The sequence below is a fragment of the Thiocapsa sp. genome, assembly GCF_018399035.1.
In the GTDB taxonomy this organism is placed as follows: Bacteria; Pseudomonadota; Gammaproteobacteria; order Chromatiales; family Chromatiaceae; genus Thiocapsa.
The window spans coordinates 1292904-1318475 of record NZ_CP073760.1; the positions used below are offsets into that span (position 1 = coordinate 1292904).

Annotated in this window: 28 protein-coding genes; 9 read left to right on the plus strand and 19 right to left on the minus strand. The window is 62.4% G+C overall.

Annotation, left to right across the window (positions count from 1 at the left end; all coding sequences use genetic code 11):
- Window positions 1-125 precede the first annotated feature (125 nt).
- Both KFB96_RS05920 and KFB96_RS05925 read left to right on the plus strand, forming a co-directional pair.
- Window positions 126-386 carry a UPF0175 family protein gene (locus KFB96_RS05920; protein ID WP_007193113.1) on the plus strand — a complete coding sequence of 87 codons (261 nt, stop codon included), beginning with the start codon at window positions 126-128 and terminating at the stop codon, window positions 384-386.
- A gap of 211 nt (window positions 387-597) precedes the next feature.
- Window positions 598-876: a DUF3368 domain-containing protein gene (locus KFB96_RS05925; RefSeq protein ID WP_213466055.1), complete on the plus strand. Its 279-nt coding sequence runs from the start codon at window positions 598-600 to the stop codon at window positions 874-876.
- 275 nt (window positions 877-1151) lie between these two features.
- Here the strand turns inward: KFB96_RS05925 and KFB96_RS05930 are convergent, their stop codons facing one another.
- From KFB96_RS05930 to KFB96_RS05970, 9 genes are all read right to left on the minus strand, one after another.
- Window positions 1152-1463 (minus strand): hypothetical protein, encoded by a 312-nt coding sequence (locus KFB96_RS05930; RefSeq protein WP_213466057.1) that lies wholly within the window; start codon window positions 1461-1463, stop codon window positions 1152-1154.
- A gap of 1844 nt (window positions 1464-3307) precedes the next feature.
- Window positions 3308-3616 carry a helix-turn-helix domain-containing protein gene (locus KFB96_RS05935; protein ID WP_120797377.1) on the minus strand — a complete coding sequence of 103 codons (309 nt, stop codon included), beginning with the start codon at window positions 3614-3616 and terminating at the stop codon, window positions 3308-3310.
- Entirely contained in the window at window positions 3603-3923 is a 321-nt protein-coding gene (locus KFB96_RS05940; RefSeq protein WP_213466059.1) for a transcriptional regulator, read from the minus strand. Before KFB96_RS05940 ends, KFB96_RS05935 begins: the two co-directional genes overlap by 14 nt.
- Before the next feature lie 130 nt (window positions 3924-4053).
- Complete coding sequence (locus KFB96_RS05945; RefSeq protein WP_213466061.1) at window positions 4054-4254, minus strand: hypothetical protein; 201 nt, start codon at window positions 4252-4254, stop codon at window positions 4054-4056.
- A 111-nt stretch (window positions 4255-4365) separates the two neighbouring features.
- Complete coding sequence (locus tag KFB96_RS05950) at window positions 4366-4665, minus strand: addiction module antidote protein (protein ID WP_213465627.1); 300 nt, start codon at window positions 4663-4665, stop codon at window positions 4366-4368.
- Window positions 4666-5335: 670 nt separating this feature from the next.
- Window positions 5336-5599 (minus strand): CopG family antitoxin, encoded by a 264-nt coding sequence (locus KFB96_RS05955; RefSeq protein WP_213466062.1) that lies wholly within the window; start codon window positions 5597-5599, stop codon window positions 5336-5338.
- Window positions 5592-5792, minus strand: coding sequence for a BrnT family toxin (locus KFB96_RS05960; RefSeq protein WP_213466063.1), 201 nt, complete (start codon window positions 5790-5792; stop codon window positions 5592-5594). Before KFB96_RS05960 ends, KFB96_RS05955 begins: the two co-directional genes overlap by 8 nt.
- Window positions 5785-6123, minus strand: a complete 339-nt coding sequence (locus tag KFB96_RS27415; protein ID WP_213466064.1) for a HEPN domain-containing protein — start codon at window positions 6121-6123, stop codon at window positions 5785-5787. Before KFB96_RS27415 ends, KFB96_RS05960 begins: the two co-directional genes overlap by 8 nt.
- Window positions 6124-6193: 70 nt before the next feature.
- Window positions 6194-6514: a nucleotidyltransferase domain-containing protein gene (locus KFB96_RS05970; protein WP_213466065.1), complete on the minus strand. Its 321-nt coding sequence runs from the start codon at window positions 6512-6514 to the stop codon at window positions 6194-6196.
- A gap of 800 nt (window positions 6515-7314) precedes the next feature.
- Between KFB96_RS05970 and KFB96_RS05975 the strand changes: the two genes are divergently transcribed.
- Entirely contained in the window at window positions 7315-7563 is a 249-nt protein-coding gene (locus KFB96_RS05975) for a type II toxin-antitoxin system Phd/YefM family antitoxin (protein ID WP_120797567.1), read from the plus strand.
- On the plus strand, window positions 7563-7970 hold the full coding sequence (locus tag KFB96_RS05980) for a type II toxin-antitoxin system VapC family toxin (RefSeq protein ID WP_213466066.1): 408 nt from the start codon (window positions 7563-7565) through the stop codon (window positions 7968-7970). The genes KFB96_RS05975 and KFB96_RS05980 overlap by 1 nt, the downstream gene beginning before the upstream one ends.
- Window positions 7971-8972: 1002 nt before the next feature.
- On the opposite strand, the gene KFB96_RS05990 is transcribed toward KFB96_RS05980, so the two are convergent.
- The 7 genes from KFB96_RS05990 to KFB96_RS06020 all read right to left on the minus strand — a co-directional run bounded on the left by KFB96_RS05990 (window position 8973) and on the right by KFB96_RS06020 (window position 16849).
- Window positions 8973-9161 carry a hypothetical protein gene (locus KFB96_RS05990; protein ID WP_213466068.1) on the minus strand — a complete coding sequence of 63 codons (189 nt, stop codon included), beginning with the start codon at window positions 9159-9161 and terminating at the stop codon, window positions 8973-8975.
- Between the two features lie 91 nt (window positions 9162-9252).
- Window positions 9253-9771: a DUF3368 domain-containing protein gene (locus KFB96_RS05995; protein ID WP_213466070.1), complete on the minus strand. Its 519-nt coding sequence runs from the start codon at window positions 9769-9771 to the stop codon at window positions 9253-9255.
- A gap of 24 nt (window positions 9772-9795) precedes the next feature.
- Complete coding sequence (locus KFB96_RS06000; RefSeq protein WP_213466072.1) at window positions 9796-10128, minus strand: type II toxin-antitoxin system prevent-host-death family antitoxin; 333 nt, start codon at window positions 10126-10128, stop codon at window positions 9796-9798.
- Window positions 10129-12038: 1910 nt separating this feature from the next.
- Window positions 12039-12365 carry a hypothetical protein gene (locus KFB96_RS06005; RefSeq protein WP_213501806.1) on the minus strand — a complete coding sequence of 109 codons (327 nt, stop codon included), beginning with the start codon at window positions 12363-12365 and terminating at the stop codon, window positions 12039-12041.
- Window positions 12366-14869: 2504 nt separating this feature from the next.
- Window positions 14870-16114: a nucleotidyltransferase family protein gene (locus tag KFB96_RS06010; RefSeq protein ID WP_213465678.1), complete on the minus strand. Its 1245-nt coding sequence runs from the start codon at window positions 16112-16114 to the stop codon at window positions 14870-14872.
- A complete protein-coding gene (locus tag KFB96_RS06015; protein WP_213465676.1) occupies window positions 16104-16352 on the minus strand; it encodes a hypothetical protein in 249 nt (82 codons plus the stop codon). The genes KFB96_RS06010 and KFB96_RS06015 overlap by 11 nt, the downstream gene beginning before the upstream one ends.
- The gene (locus tag KFB96_RS06020; RefSeq protein WP_213465674.1) at window positions 16349-16849 is read right to left on the minus strand and encodes a lasso peptide biosynthesis B2 protein; all 501 of its coding nucleotides are present in this window, start codon (window positions 16847-16849) and stop codon (window positions 16349-16351) included. Before KFB96_RS06020 ends, KFB96_RS06015 begins: the two co-directional genes overlap by 4 nt.
- Window positions 16850-17258: 409 nt before the next feature.
- On the opposite strand from KFB96_RS06020, the gene KFB96_RS06025 reads away from it, so the two are divergent.
- From KFB96_RS06025 to KFB96_RS06040, 4 genes are all read left to right on the plus strand, one after another.
- Window positions 17259-17702 (plus strand): hypothetical protein, encoded by a 444-nt coding sequence (locus KFB96_RS06025; protein ID WP_213465672.1) that lies wholly within the window; start codon window positions 17259-17261, stop codon window positions 17700-17702.
- A gap of 114 nt (window positions 17703-17816) precedes the next feature.
- On the plus strand, window positions 17817-18041 hold the full coding sequence (locus KFB96_RS06030) for an addiction module protein (RefSeq protein ID WP_213465670.1): 225 nt from the start codon (window positions 17817-17819) through the stop codon (window positions 18039-18041).
- Window positions 18038-18331, plus strand: a complete 294-nt coding sequence (locus KFB96_RS06035; protein WP_213465668.1) for a type II toxin-antitoxin system RelE/ParE family toxin — start codon at window positions 18038-18040, stop codon at window positions 18329-18331. Before KFB96_RS06030 ends, KFB96_RS06035 begins: the two co-directional genes overlap by 4 nt.
- Window positions 18332-18336: 5 nt before the next feature.
- Window positions 18337-19047 carry an Rpn family recombination-promoting nuclease/putative transposase gene (locus KFB96_RS06040; RefSeq protein WP_300971338.1) on the plus strand — a complete coding sequence of 237 codons (711 nt, stop codon included), beginning with the start codon at window positions 18337-18339 and terminating at the stop codon, window positions 19045-19047.
- A 1578-nt stretch (window positions 19048-20625) separates the two neighbouring features.
- Here the strand turns inward: KFB96_RS06040 and KFB96_RS06045 are convergent.
- The 3 genes from KFB96_RS06045 to KFB96_RS06055 all read right to left on the minus strand — a co-directional run bounded on the left by KFB96_RS06045 (window position 20626) and on the right by KFB96_RS06055 (window position 23353).
- A complete protein-coding gene (locus KFB96_RS06045) occupies window positions 20626-21906 on the minus strand; it encodes a hypothetical protein (RefSeq protein ID WP_213465666.1) in 1281 nt (426 codons plus the stop codon).
- The gene (locus KFB96_RS06050; protein WP_213465664.1) at window positions 21903-22796 is read right to left on the minus strand and encodes a carboxypeptidase-like regulatory domain-containing protein; all 894 of its coding nucleotides are present in this window, start codon (window positions 22794-22796) and stop codon (window positions 21903-21905) included. The genes KFB96_RS06045 and KFB96_RS06050 overlap by 4 nt, the downstream gene beginning before the upstream one ends.
- A gap of 272 nt (window positions 22797-23068) precedes the next feature.
- Window positions 23069-23353: a PqqD family peptide modification chaperone gene (locus KFB96_RS06055; protein WP_213465663.1), complete on the minus strand. Its 285-nt coding sequence runs from the start codon at window positions 23351-23353 to the stop codon at window positions 23069-23071.
- Window positions 23354-23691: 338 nt separating this feature from the next.
- Between KFB96_RS06055 and KFB96_RS06060 the strand changes: the two genes are divergently transcribed.
- Complete coding sequence (locus tag KFB96_RS06060) at window positions 23692-25533, plus strand: asparagine synthase-related protein (RefSeq protein ID WP_213465661.1); 1842 nt, start codon at window positions 23692-23694, stop codon at window positions 25531-25533.
- Window positions 25534-25572: the final 39 nt, after the last annotated feature.

Here is a 25572-nt window from a genome sequence, read left to right on the forward strand (position 1 = left end):
GTCCCCACAATACATCCCACACGGTGCAGTTCCGGTTCGTCCTGCACCGCGTCCTATTGCCCTCGACACCTGTCAGCACGAGCAGGACAATGATGCTTGCTCGCCAAATACGCCAGGAGCCAAAGATGGCCTCAGCTCAGATCGATATTCCGCAAGACATTTTGGACTCCGCCAGGTTGTCGCCGGAGGCGCTCAAGCAGGAACTTGCCATCAGCCTCTACGCGCAACGGCGGCTTTCGATCGGTAAGGCGCGAGAACTCGCAGGGATGTCCCTGTGGCAGTTTCGCCAGTTGCTGTCGTCGCGGGAGGTACCCGCTCACTATGACGAGAAGGAACTATTAGAGGATCTGGACACTGTATCCAATTGGGATCGTTCGGCGTCATGAGGCGAATTGTCAGCAACACGTCCCCACTGACCAATCTCGCCGCGATCGGCCAACTCAACCTGCTGCATCGGCTTTTCGGCCGTGTTGACATTGCCCACGCGGTCCGGGACGAGCTGAACGCCAACGGGCGCTCCTGGCCTGGTCGCGACGAAGTTGCCCGGGCATCCTGGATCGTTCGCCAAATACCCAAAACGGCGCGCTGATTCGTGCCTTGCAACGGGATCTCGACCGGGGCGAATCCGGGAGCATTGCGCTCGCGGTCGAGCTGGGAGCAGATCTCATCCTGCTGGATGAGCAGGACGGGCGTCGTATTGCCCAGCAGCAGGGCTTGAAGCCCATGGGAGTGGTGGGTGTTCTGCTGCTGGCGAAGCAATGCGGTCTGTTACCGGCAATCCGGCCTGAACTCGACGCCTTGCGAACCGATGCCGGCTTCTGGCTTGGGGATTCGGTTTATCAGCTCGCGCTTCAGAAGGCGCGTGAATCATCCTGAATCGGGCGACATGGTCCAATCGTGGTGCATCTCCTATGCTCGCGCGTGCAGACACCGGCCAGAAGGATCTGTGTCAGTGCGCAGGTCAGTGCGCAGGTGCGTGCGCTGACCTCAGAGATGCACGGGACGACTCTCGCGGTGTCCGCTCTGGGTCGCATTGCCGCCGCCGTTGTTCGCAGCGCCAATGTCTCCAATGGGCCGAGAACGGACCCTTCCGCCGCCTCTCGGCCGGTGCCGCAGTGCGGAAAGATCGGCGGAAGTCAGGTGAGCTCATCTTAGGAATCCGTGACGAGATAATGTTCGAAACAACAAGGGTCGATGCCATCCGAGACCGTGGTCGTCACCTCCACGACAATGGCCCGAGCGCGAAACCCCGCCGCGAAATCGTCCCGTTGCCGTGGCGGCACATCGCGATCGAACGTCGGCCGACTCAGCACGGTCACACGCTCGGCGAGGGTCTCCCGGCTGACGCACACGTCAAAATTGAGCAGGGCCTTCTCCAAGGCCAAGGCCGGAACGGAATCCGGGCGAATCGCGGCGCTCACCGGAACGCCCGTGCCCGGGACGATCCGCCTAGCGAAGCTCATGGACGAGTCGATCGATGTCCTCGTCGGTCAGGGCCGCTGCCTCGGGTGAGGCGGCGGTGGCTCGCCGATAGCTTGCCCCGACGCTCCGCGTCGAACCCCGCAGGCAGGGAAACCGGACCCGATCGAGACGCCCACGCCTTCATCGAACGTCGGACGCGGAGCGTCCACACCACACTCCCACGCAGAGCGTGGGAGCGAGCTAAGACCGCCCAGGGGTAGGGGCGACTTCAGTCGCCCAGAGGTAGCGGCGACTTCAGTCGCCCATGGGTAGCGGCGACTTCAGTCGCCCATGGGTAGCGGCGACTTCAGTCGCCCATGGGTAGCGGCGACTTCAGTCGCCCATGGGTAGCGGCGACTTCAGTCGCCCATGGGTAGCGGCGACTTCAGTCGCCCGGAAACCAAGCCGCAGGAGCGAGGGGCGACTAAAGTCGCCCCTACACGCCCCTACACGCCCCTACACGTCTCTATGAGGTTCCCCCGGAATTGACGTCGACGGAACCTTGTCCCGCAACCGCGCCCCGTTGGCGCGCCGGGCACGGCGAGGCGTCGGCGCCGACATCGGATCGGGGATGCGCCGGCCCCAAGCAGATCGCTCGGAAGCAGGCGAGGTCGATTCGTCGCCGATCGCGATGACCGTGGTACGTCCCCGGTTTCCCGCAAGACCGGGTAGGTGTAGCGGCGACTTCAGTCGCCCCTACCCATGGGCGACTAAAGTCGCCCCTACACTTGTCCCGCAACCGCTCCCCGTTGGCGCACCCGGCACGGCGAGGCGTCGGCGCCGACATCGGATCGGGGATGCGCCGGCCCCAAGCAGATCGCTCGGAAGCAGGCGAGGCCGATTCGTCGCCGATCGCGATGACCGTGGTACGTCCCCGGTTTCCCCTGACGCCTTGCTCCGCGCTCGAACTGACCTGTAATCGAAGTGAATTAAGTAAACGGAGAGTAGGCCGGGTTCTCACCGTCGTGTAGACAGAAGTTCGTGTTCTCTGTTGCCGCCTGGTTTCCCGGCGGTGCCACAATATCTCTGCCATGCGACGGCTCGTTCCCGGCCCCTCGCAGAACCGGACTTGGAGTGTTACACCATCCGGCTCCCAGCCCGAGTCTTTCACAGTGGAACAGGGGAGCGATCCGGCGCCCTGTCGACTCCGCATTGACGGCACCCGCCGCAGCGCAGGGCTTCGCACGCACCGCCCAAGGACGGGGCACGCCGACTGTGTGAAACGCGCGAGCGTCGTTGCCACGGACAGAGTCCTCACGGTGTAGGGCCGTGTTTCACCCTCGCGTTGTCTCAGGCCGCCACCCCTTTGCTCGACCCGCGTTACCGGGCGTCAACGCTCGTATGGATGGCTCCGACTTCCACGCAACGCCGCCCACGTCCTCGCTTTTAACTTGTTCGCGGGTGCCCGCCTCCAGCGGACCGATGCGTGGATCTCCCTGGTTACCGCATGCTCTCGATGTCAGGCTCGATACGGCCTCGGACCCCGAGGAGTACCCGCATCGCACGCCATACCGCGACACGGATTGTTGCCTGCCGGAGGGACAAACCCGTCGGCACTCCCGACTGTTCTTTACGGGGCTCAACACCTTCAAGGTCGGCTCCACCCGTTACCTTTGCACCTCGCCTGCTTTCGTGCCTACGCATCGACGTGTCCGTTGCCGTCCACGCCGCAAGGCTCGATACTGGGCTCGCGGCGCACGATTACCCAGGCGGGATTCCCACCCGCTAGAACACGCGGCCTTGCCAGGCCGCACTGTCCCCGGAATTGACCTATTTGCGCGAGCGATCCGGAAGGCATCCAAAGCGGACACTCTCTCCGGCTATCATTGAGAGGACGGAGGGTTTTTCAGGCGACCTGGTCGAGAAACAGTTCGCGAAGAACCTCCGGGCGTTCCTGTGCCACACGAATGAGTGATCGCGCCGCACCGCTCGGCTCGCGTCGACCCTGCTCCCATTCCTGCAGCGTTCTGACCGACACGCCCAGGAGCCTCGCGAACTCGCTTTGGGACATCTTGACGCGATAGCGTGCGAGCGCCACCGGACCGTGGATTGCGCCCACCTTCTCAGAGTTCATCTCGCGGATGGACTCGAGCAATTCAGCGCCGATATCACGATCGGCGTCTCTTGCGAGCAGCTCTTGTTCAGTCTTCGGCATGATCCAGCATCTCCCGCGCAGCATTGAGCACATGCGCCGGCAAGTTGTCTCGCGCGCTCTTGGCGTAAATCAAGAGGAGCCAGATGCGCCCGTCTGCCAGCCGGTTGTAATAAACGACCCGAACGCCGCCTTGTTTTCCGCTACCGGACCGGGACCAACGGACCTTGCGCACGCCACCAGTCCTCGGCACCACATCGCCAGCAAGCGGGCTGCCCGCAATCCAGGCGCAGAACTCTCCACGCTCGTCCTCCGTCCAGTAGTCGGGCCAAAGGCGCGTAAAGGAGGGTGTTTCCACGACGGTTAGCATGGCATGATTATACGTCAATGCCGCATAAAGCGCTTGAGTGCCTGCTCTGCGTCGCTGGGCAGACAGTCATCGAGACTACAGCCGTCACCGCTATTGGCCGAACTGAGCGATCCAGAAGGCCGTCCGCGAGCTACCGCAAGGCGTCCGGACGATGCTCATCCAGAACCGGCTCGATCGAGATCAGGATGTTGCCCAGCACACGCCCGAGCGAGGAGGCATCGACATTGAGAAACACATCCGGCTTGCGCAGTCCGAGATCCTTGAAGAAGATCTCGTTGGGCCACCGCGTCACCACCATCTCATCCTCGCCGATGACGGTGATGTCGTGCACCAGCCCGGGGTGTCTCGACGATGGTCGGCGGAGTCCGGCGTCTTCAGCATCTCGAAAAAGCACCAGTTTCGTAGGGTAATGGGACAAGCGAAGCACATTCACCACAACGTCTTAGGCGTGATGGAGGGGTTGTACGGCAAGGCGCAGGCCCAGTGCCTTGAGGATCGCCGTCAGGCTGCGGAGCTCGGGGTTTCCTTCGGGCGAAAGCGTGCGGTAGAGCTGGTTTGGGTGTAGATGGGCCTGCTCGGCAATCCGGGCAACGCCGCCGAATGCCTTGGACATCTGGCGCAGCGCAATCAACAGGTCGGCTTGATCTCCGTCTGCCAGAATGTCATTGAGATATTGGGTCGCGAAGGCCGCATCCTCCCTGAAGAGCTCGGCCATGGCTTCATCATGGGTTCTATCTTTCATTGTCGGGCCTCTGTTGCCAGACTCGCCAGTACTCGCTCCCACCCTCCGAGCTAACTCACTCCCGCGCTCCCAGCTAACTCGCTCCCACGCTCCGCGTGGGAGTGTAGCCCCGACGCTCCGCGTCGAACCCCGCAGGCAGGGAAACCGGACCCGATCGAGACGCCCACGCCTTCATCAAGCCTCGGACGCGGAGCGTCCACACCACACTCCCACGCAGAGCGTGGGAGCGAGCTAAGACCGCCCGGGGTAGGGGCGACTTCAGTCGCCCATGGGTAGCGGCGACTTCAGTCGCCCGGAAACCAAGCCGCAGGAGCGAGGGGCGACTAAAGTCGCCCCTACACGCCCCTACACGCCCCTAAACATCTCTATGAGGTTCCCCCGGAATTGACGTCGACGGAACCTTGTCCCGCAACCGCGCCCCGTTGGCGCGCCGGGCACGGCGGGGCGTCGGCGCCGACATCGGATCGGGGATGCGCCGGCCCCAAGCAGATCGCTCGGAAGCAGGCGAGGCCGATCGGTCGCCGATCGCGTTTACCGTGGTACGTCCCCGGTTTCCCCTGACGCCTTGCTCCGCGCTCGAACTGACCTGTAATCGAAGTGAATTAAGTAAACTGTCCCCGAAATTGGAGGCGTCATCAACCGAAACAGTCGTAACGGTTCCACCCGAGACTCAAGGTTGCAAATCCACTTCCGCAATCCGATCTTTCAGAAACATATTGACCAGTGTCTCGTCGCTGATGCCGCGGCGCTCGGCCAAGATTCGAATCTTCGCGCACAGCTCATCATCAATTGCGAAATAGTGACGTCGCGAAAGAATCCGGACATCGAAGTCGGCCTGCTCCTGCCCACCGCTTTCGGTAGCATCGTGTTGATCCCAATAATCGCCAATATCCTGATAGCTATCGGCGTTGGAAACGGACGATCGGCTAGCCATATCGTTTCACCTCGTTTTGCGTCATATCGCGCGCCGAAACGATGATGGCTCGCTTATCCTTCGTATAGACAAAGAACACGCTGAGCGGTCGGCCGGCATTGGTTCGACCAAAAGCGCCGAACACATCTTCTCCATCCACATGACCTGACTCCTTGCGACGGAATCGAGGCCGGTTTTCCAGCATTTCAAGCACCTCGTACTCTTCTACAAGGATTTAGCGCCATTCTGACGTGGTCTAGAATCCGTTTGGCGCAGTCGATGGCTTCCAACGCATCCGACAAGTGCGGCTCCGTCGCGGCACCCGGATAGCGAAAAGTCGTTCCGTAAGGGGTGAGGATTTCAGCTGCCTCCGCCAGTTGGCTGAAGGATTCATCCAACCCGACACAGGTGTCGATCAGCAGAACCAAGTCATGGACACGGCGAATGGGCCACCCATGGGCAGCAAGAAAAGCCTTGAGTGCCTTTTCGCCCGCTTGCTGGCAGTGATAGACCGCTGTATCGGGATACGGGGGCGTACCGTCCAACAGTCATGAGGCCGAAGCAAGGTCTCGCTCAGCCTTTGCGATCCAAGCACCAACCAAGACGGCTGCGGCGTCAGCCATACAAGACGATCCCACGGGACAGCACGTCGCGATCGAACGACGACGCCACACCGGCCTGACGGTCCGATTCCGTGCGGGTACGCACAACCACATCCACGGGGACATTCACGCCATGCAAGGCATGGTAAGCCCGCCGCGCCAGCCGATAGGACGGCTCCGCCTGGTCAGGCACAATCACATACAAATCCAGGTCACTGTCGCTGTCGGGTTCTCCCCAGACATAGGAACCAAACAACACGACCCGGACCGGGGCGAGCGCCGTGACGATCCGATCAGTGACTTCCCGGATCTTCCTGTCGTCAATGAGTTGCATCACGAAACCGTCGGAGAATACGCCCAGAGCCAAGTCTGCAAACCGATCGACTGAGTGTCAACCATCTGAACAAGCGAACGCACCCTCACACTGACCCGCGCCGGCGTCGTTCCCTCGCACTCTCCCGCTCCCCTAACTCACTCCCACGCGGAGCGTGGGAGTGAGCTAAGACCGCCCAGGGGTTGGGGCGACTTCAGTCGCCCAGAGGTAGCGGCGACTTCAGTCGCCCATGGGTAGCGGCGACTTCAGTCGCCCATGGGTAGCGGCGACTTCAGTCGCCCGGAAACCAAGCCGCAGGAGCGAGGGGCGACTAAAGTCGCCCCTACACGCCCCTACACGCCCCTAAACATCTCTATGAGGTTCCCCCGGAATTGACGTCGACGGAACCTTGTCCCGCAACCGCGCCCCGTTGGCGCGCCGGGCACGGCGGGGCGTCGGCGCCGACATCGGATCGGGGATGCGCCGGCCCCAAGCAGATCGCTCGGAAGCAGGCGAGGCCGATCGGTCGCCGATCGCGTTTACCGTGGTACGTCCCCGGTTTCCCCTCCGCGAAACGAAAGGCGCGGAAACAGATAAGCCACGGCTACCGTAATCGGCGACCTGCTCTCTACTCTACCCGGAATTCACCCGCCCCCGGGGTACAGACCACGGTTGTTTCTGATTGACTCGGGAAACTGCGTTCTGTGCTTATGTCAGTCTCAAGAAACCGTGGTCTGTTCCTGATTAGCTCGACCGTGCCCCGACCCTTGTCGCGTCGGCCGTGCACGTTTATCCTCCGATTAGCTAACCGGAGACTAACCATGCAAACCCAGTTCAACATCCACGAGGCCAAGTCACACTTGTCCCGGCTCATCGAACAGGTGGAGGCCGGTGGCGAGGCCGTCATCGCCCGCGCCGGCAAGCCGGTCGTGCGCCTGGTGTTGGTCGGTGAGGCACCGCAGCGGCGCGTGCTCGGTCGGCTGGAAGGCTGCTTCAAGCTGCCTGACGAACAGGCACCGCCGATCCCGGAGACCCCGGTTGACTTCATCGACGCCGTCGAGGGCCGCTGATGCAGGTGCTGACCGACACCCACATCCTGCTGTGGGCCTTGTTGCGGCCTGCGCAACTTGATGCAGCGTGCAGGGACGTGCTCGAATCACCCGAGCATCGGATCTTCTTCAGCGCTGTCAATATCTGGGAGATCGCGATTAAACGTGCCCTCGACCGCCCGGATTTCGACGTGGAGCCTGATGCGATCCATCGCGCGGCACTTGAAACCGGCTTTCGCGAGCTGCCGATTTCCGCCGTCCATGCCGCTGCCGTCCGTCACTTGCCGGTTCACCATCGCGATCCGTTTGACCGCCTGCTGATCGTCCAAGCGCAAACCGAGCCGCTGCTGTTGATGACCGATGACCCGCTGATCAGCCTCTACTCGGTTCAGCGGCTTGGCGGGGTCGCAGCCGGCAAGAAGGCGTAGGCAAAGGATCAGGTCTCACCTCCGGGGCCTTGCCCGTCACTCCGGCCATCGTGGCACGTGGCGCAGAGCGCCAGGGGCATGCCTGAACGCTTCCCCCCAACTCGCTCCCACGCTCCGCGTGGGAGTGTCGAGTGGACGCTCCGCGTCCCTGCCACCGACACCGCGGATCCCGCCATGCGGCGAGGCGCCTGCTCCGGCCTCGCGACGCGGAGCGTCGGGGCGACACTCCCACGCAGAGCGTGGGAGCGAGCTAGAGCCAAGTCTGCAAACCGATCGACTGAGTGTTGCTGGAGTACAATCTCACGCCATGGCGACCTGGGACACATGATTCGGCATGAGGCAGTAGACCAGCACCTGCGTGCCGCATGCTCGACAGGACGTCGACAGCAATCGCCGATACTCGGCGTCGTCCTCGTCACCAAAAAAGGTTCGCTGGCGTCGCTTACCGCGCTGTGTCACATGATGTGGAAGTCCCGGGACAACCACCCTCGGAAGTCTGGCCATCGGTCGTCCAATCCCTCGCCACGGAAACGTCACTTCGTGTTCTAACCGATCCGAAGCATCTCGTCTAGGAGGCTGTCCGACTTATAACTCATTGAAAGATAATGGCTGTCAATGTTCGAAAGTCAGATTATGGCTATTTTTAGGTGAAATTGACCGAAATGGGGCGACTTACAAACGATAAGCGATTGTTTATAAAATCGCCTTAAGGCGATTTCCGGGAATGATCATCCCGGCCGTGCGTGTTGCCAATGCTTACCGGGCGACTAAAGTCGCCCCTACATGTTGGTCGATGCTTTCCCGGAAATCACCTAAACCGCGTCCAGAGCGACATGCGTCATTTTCATTTTGCGTTTAGCTTCGGAGATGTCCTCGATCTCGGTGAGACGCGGTTTAAAATTTGATATTTTTTAATACTTTAAACCGCGCCGGCTCCAGCGGTTCTGAAATCCGCCGGGGCCGATCCCATCCAAAAACATCGCATACCGCACTGGGCGCGGTTTAAGTCGGACAGACTCCTAGGGAAATAAGTAAACTGTTCCCGGAACCAGGTGGTCCCCGGAACCAGGTGGGCTCGTCGATCAGGCGGCGGACGGCGTCCTTGAACAGTGCCGTGGAGGGCTCGAACTGGGCGCGCAGCGTCTCGGCGACACCGCGTCGAACCTCGTCGACGACCAGCGATGGAAGCATAACCGGATCCCTGTTGCGCTCGATGCGCGAACCTTTGCTTTGAAGTGAACAGACACTTGTCTTGGAACCAGACCGCTTCATGAAAAGCGAGTCATTCGCCCTCTTGCCCCGTCTCCCCGGCCAGGCGCAAGACCTCTTCGAGCAACGCATCCGAGAGCCGATAGCCCTGTCGCGACAGCGCTGCCAACACCGACTCGACAGACTCCAGGAGGCCCCGCTGCTTAGCGGCCAACAGCACGCCGGCAAGTCCGACGACGGGGATTCCGCGACGCCGGGCAATCTGTCGTCCGCGGCGCTCATCAATCAGGAGGAAGCGACACTGCGTTTCCTGCGCCAACAGAATGGCCGCTGATTCCCCGGCGTCGAGCAATAGACCGAGACTGGCCATGTCCGCCTCGCAGCCCCCGGGAAGTGCCCGCGGCTCGATGAAACCGTCGGCGACTGCGGCCGACAAGACCCGCGCTCCGGGCCGATCGGAACCCACGCACAACTCGGCAAGTACGGCCTCGGGAATCACCACGGATCCGTATAGCGCGAACAGCAGCCCCAGGCGGTCGATCCGGGCAAGGGCGATCAGTGGCCCGGCGTCCGCGACGACGACCCTATTCATCGCGACCCGCGCGTCAAGCCGCCTTCACAAGGCGGCGCCCAACTCATCCGCCAACTCCTCCGCCGGATAATCCACCGCAGACAAACCGAGCGATCCAAGCAGGTCGATGAACCCATCCAGCGAGAGCCCCGCAACCTTCGCGGCCTGAGCGAGCGTCAGGTGCCGGTTTTCGAACAGCGTCAGTGCCAAGGCGCGGTGCACGCCTTGGTCGAGCAACCGTCGGTCGAACGGCACGGCGAGAATCGCGGGTCGGCCGTGCTTCGTGATGAGCGCGAGTTGTCCGAGCTCCGCGTCCCTCAGCAAATCGCCCGAGCGGGTACGCAGATCCCGAACCGAGAAGACATCGAGCGTTTCCATCAGGTGCCTCGCGTGATTGTGCCCACGAAAAGTAGCACAAAAAACCGTCGAGAAAAGCGTGTCGATCCTCGCCGGCAAAGGTATCATGCGGCCGACTGACGGCCGACTCCGGCGCGCAAAGGTCTCGGACTCCAAGGGCACCACCGGACCCCGCGAGCCTCAGATCCTCGCTTCTTGCGCAGAATGAGGAGCGCCCCGCCCCCCAGACTGGTCGCCGACAGTCAATCCGTGGTAGGAGAGTAAGCCGGGGCCTTGCCGTCGTTTAGGCAGATGTTTGCTTTATCTGTTTGCCGCCTGGTTTCCCGGCGGTGCCGCGATATCTCCGCCATGCGACGATTCGGCGCCCGACTCCTCGCAGAACCGGACTTGGAGTGTTCCACCATCCGGCTCCCGGCCCGAGTCTTCCGCCGTGGAACAGGGGAGCGAATCCAGCGCCCTGTCGACTCCGCGCGAGCGGCTCCCGCCGCAGCGCCGAGCGTTCCGCGCACCGCCACAAGGGCGGGCACGCCGACGGCGTGAAACGCGCAAGCATGATTGTCACGGACAGAATCCTCTCGGTGTAGGGCCGTGCTTTACCCGCGCATTGTCTCGGGCCGCCACCCCTTTGCTCGACCCGCATGACCGGGCGTCACAGCTCGTATGGGTGGCTCCGACTTCCACGCATCACCGCCCGCGTCCTCGCTTTTGACACTTGTTCGCGGGTGCCCGCTTCCTGCGGACCGATGCGCGGATCTCCCTGGTTACCGCGTATTCTCAATGTCAGGCTCGATACGGTCTCTGACCCGGGGAGTATCCGTGCCGCTCGCCAGAGCGCGACACGGATTGTTGCCTACCGGCGGGACGAAGCCGTCGGCACTCACCAACCAAAATTTTCGGGGCTCAACACCTTCAGGGTCGGCATCACCCGTTACCTTTGCACCTCGCCTGCTGTCGTGCCTACGCATCGACGCGCCTGTTGCCAGTCGCGCCGCAAGGCTCGATACCGGGCTCGCGGCGCACGATTACCCGGGCGGGACTCGCACCCGCTAGAACACGCGACCTTGCCAGGCCGCACCGTCCCCGGTTTCCCCTGACGCCTTGCTCCGCGCTCGAACTGACCTGTAATCGAAGTGAATTAAGTAAACGGAGAGTAGGCCGGGTTCTCACCGTCGTGTAGACAGAAGTTCGTGTTCTCTGTTGCCGCCTGGTTTCCCGGCGGTGCCACAATATCTCTGCCATGCGACGGCTCGTTCCCGGCCCCTCGCAGAACCGGACTTGGAGTGTTACACCATCCGGCTCCCAGCCCGAGTCTTTCACAGTGGAACAGGGGAGCGATCCGGCGCCCTGTCGACTCCGCATTGACGGCACCCGCCGCAGCGCAGGGCTTCGCACGCACCGCCCAAGGACGGGGCACGCCGACTGTGTGAAACGCGCGAGCGTCGTTGCCACGGACAGAGTCCTCACGGTGTAGGGCCGTGTTTCACCCTCGCGTTGTCTCAGGCCGCCACCCCTTTGCTCGACCCGCGTTACCGGGCGTCAACGCTCGTATGGATGGCTCCGACTTCCACGCAACGCCGCCCACGTCCTCGCTTTTAACTTGTTCGCGGGTGCCCGCCTCCAGCGGACCGATGCGTGGATCTCCCTGGTTACCGCATGCTCTCGATGTCAGGCTCGATACGGCCTCGGACCCCGAGGAGTACCCGCATCGCACGCCATACCGCGACACGGATTGTTGCCTGCCGGAGGGACAAACCCGTCGGCACTCCTGACTGTTCTTTACGGGGCTCAACACCTTCAAGGTCGGCTCCACCCGTTACCTTTGCACCTCGCCTGCTTTCGTGCCTACGCATCGACGTGTCCGTTGCCGTCCACGCCGCAAGGCTCGATACTGGGCTCGCGGCGCACGATTACCCAGGCGGGATTCCCACCCGCTAGAACACGCGGCCTTGCCAGGCCGCACTGTCCCCGGAATTGCGCGGAATTGCGCGGTATTTGTTCAATGTTGCGCGGATCGCCGGCAGCTCGGTGATACTGAGGTCATGCAGGATGATTCCGTAGCATTCCAGCCAACTCAGGAGCGCGATCTTGCCGGATGCATCGAGGAAAAAACCCGTCTCGGTGACTACGGGCCAGAGAGAATGCAGGCTCAGGCGTTGATGATTGGCCAGGAACTCGACAGCGGAGGTGTGATGCGGGTCATTGCGAGCGAACAGGGCGACAAGAAAGCCGGTATCAACCCAGGCGGCGATGTTTGGCATGCAAGGCCTCCCAGATTTGGCGTTTTGCGGGATCCGTGGGTGGCTCGGCGAGTTGTCCAGTGCCGAACAGATCGCGTCCTGATTCATAAGGAGTTGGCCCCGTTTGTTCCAACAGACGCTGACAGAGCTCACGAACCCCCTGGCGGACCAGGTCATCCTGGCTACGCGCAGATTGACGGCTGACGCGTTCCAATAAGGCTTGTTCCTCGGGGGTCAGGCACACGGTAAATGACATGGTATCGTCCTCGCATCAGTGATCACGACATTCCGCTGTTGACATAGCGCATCACAAAGGGCTTGACAACACACCCGTCGCTCTGTTGCGGGAGGAGTGGCCTATGATTCGCGCAATAGCCGTTCCAAGGCGGCGACGATCCGCTCGCCCGTGTGTCCGCCCCCGGGGCGATGGTGCCGGTCGGCCAGTCGCCGGCGAACAGGGCTCGTTCCAGGGGCAGTTTAGCGAATGAAGTGACGAAGGAACCGTATCGATCGCGTGGTACGTCCCCGGTATCCTCCCGGGATCGACGACGTGCAGTCGTCCTCTTCCACCGGCCGGACGGTCCGAGGGGTCGACCTCAACGCGACGATCTCGGGAACCGCTCAGAAAGCGCGTTGGCCGGACCCATCAGCGAGGCCGGTTGGTCGCCGATCGCGAGAACCGTGGTACGTCCCCGGTTTCCTGATGATAGCGGACTTGGCAGGGCGCTGACGCCTTGCTCCGCGCTCGAACTGACCTGTAATCGAAGTGAATTAAGTAAACGGAGAGTAGGCCGGGTTCTCACCGTCGTGTAGACAGAAGTTCGTGTTCTCTGTTGCCGCCTGGTTTCCCGGCGGTGCCACAATATCTCTGCCATGCGACGGCTCGTTCCCGGCCCCTCGCAGAACCGGACTTGGAGTGTTACACCATCCGGCTCCCAGCCCGAGTCTTTCACAGTGGAACAGGGGAGCGATCCGGCGCCCTGTCGACTCCGCATTGACGGCACCCGCCGCAGCGCAGGGCTTCGCACGCACCGCCCAAGGACGGGGCACGCCGACTGTGTGAAACGCGCGAGCGTCGTTGCCACGGACAGAGTCCTCACGGTGTAGGGCCGTGTTTCACCCTCGCGTTGTCTCAGGCCGCCACCCCTTTGCTCGACCCGCGTTACCGGGCGTCAACGCTCGTATGGATGGCTCCGACTTCCACGCAACGCCGCCCACGTCCTCGCTTTTAACTTGTTCGCGGGTGCCCGCCTCCAGCGGACCGATGCGTGGATCTCCCTGGTTACCGCATGCTCTCGATGTCAGGCTCGATACGGCCTCGGACCCCGAGGAGTACCCGCATCGCACGCCATACCGCGACACGGATTGTTGCCTGCCGGAGGGACAAACCCGTCGGCACTCCCGACTGTTCTTTACGGGGCTCAACACCTTCAAGGTCGGCTCCACCCGTTACCTTTGCACCTCGCCTGCTTTCGTGCCTACGCATCGACGTGTCCGTTGCCGTCCACGCCGCAAGGCTCGATACTGGGCTCGCGGCGCACGATTACCCAGGCGGGATTCCCACCCGCTAGAACACGCGGCCTTGCCAGGCCGCACGGAGAGTAGGCCGGGTTCTCACCGTCGTGTAGACAGAAGTTCGTGTTCTCTGTTGCCGCCTGGTTTCCCGGCGGTGCCACAATATCTCTGCCATGCGACGGCTCGTTCCCGGCCCCTCGCAGAACCGGACTTGGAGTGTTACACCATCCGGCTCCCAGCCCGAGTCTTTCACAGTGGAACAGGGGAGCGATCCGGCGCCCTGTCGACTCCGCATTGACGGCACCCGCCGCAGCGCAGGGCTTCGCACGCACCGCCCAGGACGGGGCACGCCGACTGTGTGAAACGCGCGAGCGTCGTTGCCACGGACAGAGTCCTCACGGTGTAGGGCCGTGTTTCACCCTCGCGTTGTCTCAGGCCGCCACCCCTTTGCTCGACCCGCGTTACCGGGCGTCAACGCTCGTATGGATGGCTCCGACTTCCACGCAACGCCGCCCACGTCCTCGCTTTTAACTTGTTCGCGGGTGCCCGCCTCCAGCGGACCGATGCGTGGATCTCCCTGGTTACCGCATGCTCTCGATGTCAGGCTCGATACGGCCTCGGACCCCGAGGAGTACCCGCATCGCACGCCATACCGCGACACGGATTGTTGCCTGCCGGAGGGACAAACCCGTCGGCACTCCCGACTGTTCTTTACGGGGCTCAACACCTTCAAGGTCGGCTCCACCCGTTACCTTTGCACCTCGCCTGCTTTCGTGCCTACGCATCGACGTGTCCGTTGCCGTCCACGCCGCAAGGCTCGATACTGGGCTCGCGGCGCACGATTACCCAGGCGGGATTCCCACCCGCTAGTTCACGCGGCCTTGCCAGGCCGCACTGTCCCCGGAATTGTGCCGGTCGTGCTGGTACTCTCGGTCGGCAAGCGAGAGGAGATGGCGGCCTACCTGCAAGCCATCGAGCGGCTTCTGACTCAGAGCAGAGGTGATCTGTCGTCAATCTGCCAGCCAACGCTCCAAGTCCTCAAGCTTCTGCAGATCGTCACTGAAATGTGCTCGAAGCCTTGGATTCAAGATATAGGGCAGCTGTCGGCTAACCAGACCCCATATGTGCGGCAGATAGAACAGGAACACCCGTGCCGACTTTGCACGAACGGGATAAGCCGCTGCGATCGTGGTTCGCGTCGGAAATACCCGACGCAAGAGCAAGCCCAGCTTGGCGAGTACAGATGCCTGCTGTTGACCGATACGTGCGAGAGCCGCAATGCTTGGCGTCCTGTAATCGCGCAGCATCAGCGCAGCGGCCGTTTCCAGTGCCTGCGCGCTCTCGCGGTCACTCGGGCATTGTTGCGGCCAGTCGATCGCCAGCGTTCCCCAATACCGTTCCACCAGTCCCAGCGTCAGCCAACAAGACCGCACGCAATACTGTTGACTCGCTCGTTGCCAGAACGAAGTCCAGTCGATGGTCTCGCTCTGCACCAGATAACCGATGTCGCTCAGCGTGAGTGGACCATTGTTGAAGCGGTGGTCGAGCGCGTGCAGGATCAGGTGCAGCAGCAGATCCGTCGGGTCTGGAAAGGCGATCCGCTCGCCGGCGGTCCGTCGCCGAATGGTGCGCTGCCAATACTCGGCGGTCTCACTCAGATCCACGGCATCCGCAACCAACACGTCGGGGTTTTGCAGACGGGCATGGACTTCGACCGTGACCCTTCCGGATGCCGCATGCAGCGGTGGCAGATGGTTGCGAATCTCGATCTGCGCTTCAGGTGAACCCTGGTACATGGCGGGTCTGACCAGGCCACCCGCGAGCAGCACATCGAAGGCCCGCAAGGCCTGCTCACGCGGCACCAGGATATCCAGATCCCGCATCGGGCGTGTGCCGGCATTCGGATAGACGTGGAAGGCCAAAAAGGCCCCCTTCAGCGCCTGATACGGGATGCCGGCCTCGGTCAGCAGGCGATGGATGAGAATCAGCTCCCGCTGCAGCCGAAGTGAACGCACTGTGGATCGCCTGAGACTTTGGGCCAGCTCATCGCGGATCCCTGCCGGGATCGGCAGATCGGGCCGGGTCCGCGTCAACTGCCAGTGCAGCAACGGCCCCAGACGGTGCTGACGAACGATGCCGCGAACCGCATCCCAGTCATCACCGTCAAATCCCGCGCGCGTCGCACCGTTTAACGGCGGTGTCGGCGAGAGTAATCGGAGCAGCAGGGTTTCGCGTTCCGGCAGGCTATACATCATGCAGCCTCTCCGAGATGATAGAGAACCGCTCCCCAACTGCCAGCAGCCGCAACCCGGCGTGCGGCCGGAGCAGGATGTTGCGGATCGAGTCGTTGAACAGGAAGACCTCCTGCGGCACATCGGCCACGGAGCGGCACCAAGCTCGCCGGCGCGCGGCGGTCCAGCACCATGCCATTCCGAGCAGACGCCCGCGCAGCGCCTGGACCCGCAGGCGCAGGAAAAATCGCAGCGCATTCACCGCATCGACACAGCGGTCAGCCGCGGCGAGACGAAGCAGCCGACCACGGTGAACTGACCGAAGCTGTGCCCCCCGGTCACCCGCACCCGCCCGGCCGCGACCCAGGCATGGGCCTTCATGCCGGCGGGATTGCCCGGATCGCGCATGAGCCCAAAGTAGAGCGTGTAGGGCAGTCCATAGAGTCCGAGCAACACCCGCGCGGCGATGGCCTGCGGAAAGCAGTTGGAAACCCAGGGGGTGTATCGGGCCGCGAGGCGGACGGCCCGGCCGATCAGGAGCGCGCGCGCCTCTTGCGTGGGGTCGAGAACCGGCACCCAGGGCGCGATGCCGGCCTGGCGCCCGAGCCGTGGCGCCAGGCGGCGAAAGGAGATCGTGAAGATGAGCACCTTGCCGATTCCGAGGATGAACCAGAGCGGGACGAGCCAGAGCTGGATGAACCGGGGTTGGCGCAGAAAGGTGCGTGCCTTGCGGCGCAGCGCGCTCGCTAGGCGCGTCATGCGCCGGGATCGCCGTCGGTCTTGGCGGCGATCGGGTCGGGGTGTTGACGCATCAGGGTATCGAGGGTCGGCGTGGGCATGGCGGTCGGGCGAAGGATTCGGGTGGATGGGAGACCGGGGGTTGGGGCGCAGTGGTCGACCGGTCGGTGATCCGTCGATATCGGGTAAGCTAACGTTCGGCATGATACTGCATCCGTCGAACATTGCATCCCGGTGTGGTCGCACAAGTGGCGCCGAATGCGCTATCGCCACCAATATTCCCGAGCCTGAAGCAACGAATGGTCCGCACAACGGACACGACGCTGATTGCGGGGTTCTTGGCGGGCGGACCGAGCGCAGCGCCGGTAGGGTTCGCTGAGCGGACCGATGGTCTCGGGCGAGCGCGCCCATCATCAATCGTACGAATCCCATGACCGATCAAACGCTCCTCGATCCGAAGAACGACTACGTCTTGATCGAATTGAAGAAAGCCGACCGGCTGGGACTCACGGCCGGTCCGCTGGGCGCATGGGTGACGTTTTTCGAACATTGGTCAGAGGAGGCCATCATGGCACAGGTCGAGCATCCCCCGATCCGGGAGGCGATGAGCCGCGTCCGGGCGCTGAGCGCGGATGAGCAGGCACGGCGCTTGGAGTTCGTGCGCGAGCGGGCGCTGCACGACGAGGTCACGCTGCTGAACGAGGCGCAGCGCCGAGGCGAGCAGATCGGGTTGGAGAAAGGCCGCCGGGAAGCCGCGAGGCAGACCGCCCGCAGCCTTATCCAGCTCGGCGTGCTCGGCGACGAGCAGATCGCGCAGGTCACCGGCCTGAGTCTCGAACAGGTCGAGGCCCTGCGCGCGGGCGATCGGGACTGAACCGACGCGCGGCGCAATGACGCCGCCATCGATCAGGTTAAGCATCGAAAAGGGCTCTGACCCTCTTCTGCCTTTTCGGAGTAACGATTTAGCAACTTAATTGGGTAATAGAACATGAATCTGCGCGAGATCGAACGTGAGGCCATGCATCTCACCGAGGACGAACGGGCAGAGTTGGCACAGAATCTCCTGTTGAGCCTGGACGCGCCAACGGACGATGACATCGCCGGGGATTGGCTGATGGAGGCTTCTCGCAGGGCGTGCGAACTCGACGAGGAACGGGTTCAGCCGATACCTGCGGAGGACGTGAGGCGAAAGGCGATGTCGCTGCTCAGATGAGCTATTCATTCCACCCGGCCGCCGAAGCGGAGTACTTGGAGGCCATCCGCTATTACGAATCGAAGCGTCCCGGACTCGGCGCTGCATTGCTGGCGGACTTCGAGAGCGTCATCGACACGGTTTGCGCCGCCCCCCGCAGAAACCCCGTCGAGCAATCACCGGATGTCAGGCGCAAGAGCCTGAGGCGATTTCCGTATACGGTTCTGTATCGCGAGCGTTCAGGATTGGTGGAGGTACTGGCAATCGCGCATCATCGCCGGCGACCTGAGTACTGGGTTGGACGGCTTTGACGGGCGTGCTTGCCCGCGATGCCGCCGGGACCTGCTACAACATCGAGATCCAGGTGCGCCGTTATGACGCCTGGGGGCGGCGCGGGCTGTACTATTTGACGCGCGTGCTCGTGCAGCAGTTGGGTGCGGGGGAGGACTACGAGGAATTGGGCACGGTCGTCGGGATTCACCTGCTGGATTTCGACCTGTTCGAGGACGGTGCGGCGCAGCAGAACCAGGCGCTGTGGCGCTTCGAGATGCGCGACGCCACCCAACCCGAGGTGACGCTCGGGAACGTCCTGCAACTGAACCTGATCGAATTGAAGAAAGCCGACCGGCTGGGACTCACGGCCGGTCCATTATGCGCGTGGGTGACGTTTTTCGAGCATTGGCGAGAGGAGGCCATCATGGCACAGGTCGAGCATCCCCCGATCCAGGAGGCGATGAACCGCGTGCGGGCGCTGAGCGCGGATGAGCAAGCGCGGCGCTTGGCGTTCGTGCGCGAGCGGGCGCTGCACGACGAGGTCACGCTGCTGAACGAGGCGCAGCGCCGAGGCGAGCAGATCGGTCTGGAGAAAGGCCAACAGATCGGGTTGGAGAAAGGCCGCCGGGAAGCCGCGAGGCAGACCGCCCGCAGCCTTATCCAGCTCGGCGTGCTCGGCGACGAGCAGATCGCGCAGGTCACCGGCCTGAGTCTCGAACAGGTCGAGGCCCTGCGCGCGGGCGATCGGCGCTGAACGACGTGCGGCGCAATGACGCCGCTATCGATCAGGTTAAGCATCGGAAAGGGCTCTGACTCCTTTTCAGACCGGGAAAACTGATCGGTGGCAAGTTGCCGGGTCCGGTGAGCCTGGACCGGAGAACGGCTTTGCGGCACACTAGGTCGGCAGGACGCGCACTTCGGCGGCCCGAGGCGCCGCCCCCAGTCCGGAACGTCGGAAAGGCATGGGAAAGGCGTTGCCGATCGGTGTATCATCCGGCGGCCGGGCGGCGGCGTAGACGGACAGCCCGACGGCGACGAGCGGTATGTCATGGGACCAGGTTTTAGGCGTAACAACCCATTTCACAGGAGAATTCATCATGTCGTTGACGAACGAGCATGAGCAGGTAGAGCGTAGCGATGATGGTCACGGGATCGACGAACGCAAAGCATACGGACCTCCGCGGGTGGAGCGTATAAACACCAAAGACACCGAGTCGGGAGGTCGACCCGCTTACATCGAAGATGGCTTTGGTATTTACCAGTCCTGAGGGGTCGAAAAAGGCTCGCCCATCGCCGTGCGCAAGCCACTTAGGCCGGATAGGGAGGAAGTGCGCGCAGACCGGCGCTATACCACCTCGGATATCGCGCTCGAACCTCAGCTAGACGTGCTTAATTGCGTTTATGCATAAAACCGGCGACTGTTTTCAATAAAGCGCTTCCGGGTGGCATGAGCGGGTGAAAGCCTGATGGGTGGTCCCGTCGCAGGGTTGTGCCGAGACTCTCAAGAGATGTCGGCGACCTGAGTAGGGCGCTTGTGCTTCGTACCGAGCGTATGTATCGGGTCTCCCTCGTCACTCGCGGTCAGGGAGTGCATCCGTTTTCTTCTGGCATCATCGCCTCGTCCAAACACCGCTCCTCCTCCCCCGTAAGGCCGCCTGCCTTTTCACAACCGGACCCACCATTTACCGCGACCTTTGCGGCCGTTTGATCAAGATGCTGCTCCGGGTAAGCGTTGAATGCTTCACGGTTGATTTAATTCAGAGAGCCGTGCGCGGTGTTTTGCCCGGAAACCGGTTCCATACCGTTGGCGATATGGAGGTGGTTTTGTGCGGACTTGACAGGGGTTGTTCCTCGGACGTTGCCTGGGCCATGAAGGAGACATGCACAGGAGGGCACAGTGCGTGCCGATGGGGAGCGAGGGGAGATCAAACCGCTGTTTATTGGGGAGGGCGAGTCGTTGCATGGATTGGCGCGGCTTGCCGGGCGCACGCCTGACGGCATGTGCAGAATCTATCGCGGGTCGTCGGTTGATTGCTTCCGTCGAAGTTTAGCAGCGAAAAGGGCTCTGACCCCTTTTCGCTTCTAGGGCATGCATGGGGACCCTCCGCAGGTTTGGTCGCCCGTTGTGGACCATCAAACCCCATGCATGTTCTATTCTGACTGAATATGTGACGATAACCGATTGTCTTATAAGATGTTTTAGTGGGGATACCTCAGGCTCCGAGCCCTTTTAACTGACCGACCCCTTTGACCGCGTGCTCGGTCGCGCCGCCCCGCGTTAGGGATTTCGAGGCCCTCGGCATTACCCGCACTTCAGGCACGCTGCAACACCCTAGGTGCCGTCGTCGAGTATCTGCAGGCTCGTTTCATCGCTCAAATCCCCGTAACCGACCCATGAGACCTCTCTGGCTCTAAATTTCACTGTTTGGCCCACCGCGCCCGTCGGCGTCCAGCGATTAAAACCATCGGGTGCCGTAACGCCTCCAACCTGCACTCTGACCCCATAAGTGGCAGCAGTGTCAGACCCCACCATGTCGGAAGGGGGACTGATTACGCCCGCCAGTCGGCATTTCACTGATAAGGTAACTGCAGTGGTGCCATTATTCGCTCCACACTGAACAAAGAATCCATCAGTACGATAGCCGCCATAAGGGGAACTCCCACCAACGCCCGCGTCCAATGGGAGAGCCTGGATTCGTTTCGCGCCGACAATCCCAGAGGAGGGGTCACGAGCATCCATCTTCTGACGCTGCTGGTATAGACCTGCTCCGCCACTCCCTAAAGCGACGCTCGTCGTGCCCGCATCTGCCTGAACCTGCCTCATAACACTTGAACCAAAGTCGGATACGCTGCCGTAGCCTATCCTGCCAGTGTTCGTCTTTCCTGGCGTCGTTCCGAGGAATGACGGTCCTGTTGGGGGTTTGCACGGCCGGGTTGCAGGCAGATAGACGGACATTTGCCAATTGTCCACAGTAGCATCGACATCGCTCGCTGAGAACACTCCGCTCGTGCCACCCTTTATCGCCCTGTAGGCCTTAAGACCGCCAATTGGATCTACTCCGTTGTTGATGAATTCAGCCAAATAGAGAAAATCCTCGGGGTTGGGCACGTCCTTTGTGACTGGGTAGCTTCCCGCCTCCAGTTGGCCGGCTCGTCCGCTAACCAAACACGAGTTAGCATTCATGTTGACGGTCAGTGTCAACGTGCTTAATCCTGAGGCCGCCCCATCGCAGAGTTTCCCCTTCACCGCTCCTATTTTGTACTGGTAGCCGAGAGCTCCTAAGAACTCGATCTGAGTCAGTAGCTTGGGTTGATTGTGGTCGGGATCACCCGTATTCGTACATTGTGGTGTGACCACAAATTCATTGTCGTTGGCAGTTAGTCCCCCCATTGCAATCATGGTAGGTTGGTTAGCGAAAATAAATCCCTCACCGAGGTTGGTCGAACCTTGAAATGTGGCGAAAGGCTCGGGAACTGGCGAATATGGATCGCCAACAACAAGCAGGTCAAGCCCGACGCCATCGCCCGCCGCCGGCCCGATTGCCGCAAGACTCGCTATCAGCAAGACACCCGGGCCCCACCCGCCGATCACGCGTTGTCGTGTGCTGCTCATGACGCTCCTCCAGTCGCTACCAGCTTACCCTTGACCGTGTTCAGCCTGATCCTGTTGAGGCCGGCGGACCGGAGCTCAGACGTGAACTCGTACCTTGACCCGTCGGTGGTGGTCACCGCGATACGCACCGGGCTCACGGCCAAGCCCACGAGCGCCACTGTGCCTCTGGCGTTCGAGGTGGCCGCCTGGCAGTCGTGGTAGCTCTCGCCACACACCTGGACCGTCGCCCCAGTCACCGGCTTGCGTTTTTCCACCACGGTCAAGAACAGGCGCGCACCGCGCTGTACCGTCACATCGGCAGTCGTCCCGGCACCCGTCACCTCAAGCACCTCAGCCCGTAGGAAGCTGCGGTTGGCGGGGTACCAGGTGCGCGCCCATCGGGCTGCATCGCGGGCCGACGGAAGCACCTGCATGACATACGGTCCTTCCTGCAACGAGGCGACCTCGTACCAACCCGAGACGTCGGTGTGTCCCTGGGCCATGAGGTTGCCGTTGGTGTCCATGAGGACGACGGCGGCGTCGGCCATCGGCCTGCCATTCGCCATCATGACTCTGCCTGCGACCGTGGCATCAGGGTCGGTGTTTGGGAAGCCGAGGTTTTCGGCGATGGTTGCAGCGGCCGTGGCATATGAATCGGTGCTCGAGAAGCCGAGGTTCTCGGCCATGGTTGCCGTTTTATGATCCAGAAACTGGCGCTTGGACGCTGCCCTTTCTTCTGCGGCGCGCAGACCCGCCAGCACCTCGGGCTCGACCTGAGTGGGACGCGGCTTCTTGGTGACCGGTTGTGACTCTTGGATGACGGCCATGCCATCGCGGAGCACCACCACGGCGGGTTCCGGCTCCATTGTTACCGGCTCAGGGGCGCCCATGACTGAGTCGAACTGCGCCATGGCTGCAGTCGACAACAGACAGGCACATGCGCCTATTAAAACTCCGAACCTCATCATGTTGGTGTCTCCTTAGTTCCGCAAGATACATCGCCTCGGCTTCTAAACTTTAGCACTTATCGGCGAGCGCGGTGAGGTTGAGAGTCATTGTTTTGATCGATCGCAACGTGTTAAACCGCGTTCGGAGCGCCATGCGTTCGCCACACGAGAGAAGGCATTCGGTGTGCGGCATACCCCGGCAAGCGTCTTGCCCGCCGGGCCGCAAGGCTTGGGGATCAGGCCGGTACGATCAGGTCAAGCTCGCGCAACTGTTGCAGGAAGACGCGCATGTCTGCCTCGCACGTCGCCGCATCAACCCTGAATTCGGCACACAAGGTGGCCACGATGTCGGCCAGTGTCACCGGGTTTTCCAAGAGTTCCCAGACGCGTGGTCCGACTGCCCCGCAGATACCGAAATAATCGCCCCGCTCGATGCTCATCATCACGGTGTCGCCGTCCATGTCGACAGCGATCAGATCGGGATGACGTTGCAGGGGGCTGTTGAGGGAGAATGGTGTCATGGCGTCGTTTTTGGCAGGATCTCCAAGGTTTGGATCTTAAACCGCGTTTAGAGCGAGATGCCAGCTTTCGAGTGTTTCGACGTTTGGTGCATCCACAGCCCTTCGCGGAGACGCGGTTTAATCGCGATCAGTCGTAGGTTGGGCAAAGCGCAGCGTGCCCAACAGCTTCCAGTGACGCCGGCGCGGGTTGGGCACGCTGCGCTTTGCCCAACCTACTGTTCTTATTGATGTTAAATCGTTCCCAAGGCCCGATCGCGAGGCGCAGTGACATGGGTGTTTTTTTTGGTGAGTTCGGGTTTTCCGGCGACGGGTTGCCACGCAGGGACGACATTGACCTGATGAGTCGGGCGATCGCCCACTGGGGAACGGACCATCAGGGGTGTTGGGCGGAGGGATGGGTCGTTCTCGGTGCGCGTGACCGGTATCTCTGCGAGCATGGCCGCCAACCTGCGCAGCTATTGATCGCGCCCGATCTGATCCTGGTCGGGCACGTCCGTCTCGATGATCGGGAGCCGCTCTGTCGGACCTTGGGTGTGCCGGTCGATCTGGCCGATCTCCAGCTCTTCGCCCGGGCGTGGCGCCGCTGGGGCAGCGACTGCGCGGCGCACGTCCTGGGTGACTGGGTGTGCGCTGTTTGGGACCGCCAGGCCCGCCGCCTCTGGATTGGGCGCGACGCGGCGGGCAATACCGGGCTCTATTATTGGCATGACAGCCGCCGGCTGATTTTTGCGACCGCGCTGAAGGCCCTGCTTGCCCATCCCGAGGTGCCCCGGCACCCCAATGCCTACGCCATCGCCCGCCAGTTGACCCTGGTGATCGACCCCGGTGAGGACGCCGCCACCGAGTACCGGGACATCCGGCGGCTGCCCGGCGGCCATGCCTTGCGCTGTGACGGTCGGGGCGTACAGGTGTATCCCTGGTGGCAGCCCGAGCAGTTGTCGGAGCTCGGCTGGACACGCGAGGCGGATTATTTCGATGCCTTTCGTGAGGTCTACGCCGCTGCGGTCCGGGATCGACTGCGCCGTGACGAGGGCCCGGTCGCCTTGATGCTCAGCGCCGGACTTGATTCGGGCTCGGTGGCGGCGCTCGCCGCGCCCATGCTGGCCGATGCCGGTGGCCCGCTGCTGGCCTACGTGGCCGTACCTCGCTTCGTGCCTGATGGCGCCCCAGCCGGCTGTTTGGGCGATGAGGGTCCGGTGGCCCGTTCGCTGGCCGAGCACATCGGCAACATCGTTTACCACAGCGTGGCCTCCGAGGATATGGGCATCGCCCGATCGCTGGAACGCATGCTGGAGATCCACGACCTTCCCAGTCATGCCGCCGCCAATCAATTCTGGATCCAGGACATCCTGCAGCAGTGCCACGCCGCCGGCGCACGGGTGGTGCTGACCGGTCAAGGCGGCAATGGCACGGTCTCGTGGGCCGGCGCCGGGAATCTCCGGCAGGAGCTGACGACGCTGGGCGTCGGGGCGGCGTTCGTGGATCTGTTGCGTGGAGGGCGCGGCCAATTCTGGCCGCTGATCAAGACCCGGGCCCTGAAACCCCTGCTGTCTCCGCTGTATCGGCAGGTCGGGCTGCGACGGCGTCAGCCGCGCCCGACTTGGGAGTATTCCGCCATCCATGCCAATCTGGTTGCCGAGTCTGACCTGCTGGCGCGCATGGGCGCTGCCGGCGCTGACCCGGCCGATCCAGGTTCGCCGTCGGATGACGCTCAGATGGTTCGCTTCCGCCTGGGCCGGCTTGGTTCGGCATCGCTGGGCGCACTCTGGATGGATGCCGGCGCGGCTTATGGACTGGAGGTGCTTGACCCCACCCGTGATCGTCGCGTGATCGAATTCTGCTGGCGCGTGCCACCCGCGATCTTCTGGGCCCATGGCACCCGGCGGGGTCTGATCCGCAAGGGGATGGCGGATGTCCTGCCGGCGTCCGTGCTGACGGCGCGTGTCAGAGGCCGGCAGGCCGCGGACATCGGCTACCGTGTGCTGGCCGACCGGGAGGCCATCGGGGACGCGCTGGACCGCGTCGAGCGGCATGCCCTGGCCAACGCCTGGTTGGATGTCCCCAAGATGCGCGCCGTGCTGGTGGCTTTGGAGCACGGCGTTACGCCGCACACGAGCCTGCAGGCGGGGTCTATCCTGCTGCGCGGCTTGGGAGTTGGTTTGTTTCTGACTCGATTTTAAGGGTCCGCGATGCCCTGCGGGTCGGACTTTAGTCCGACC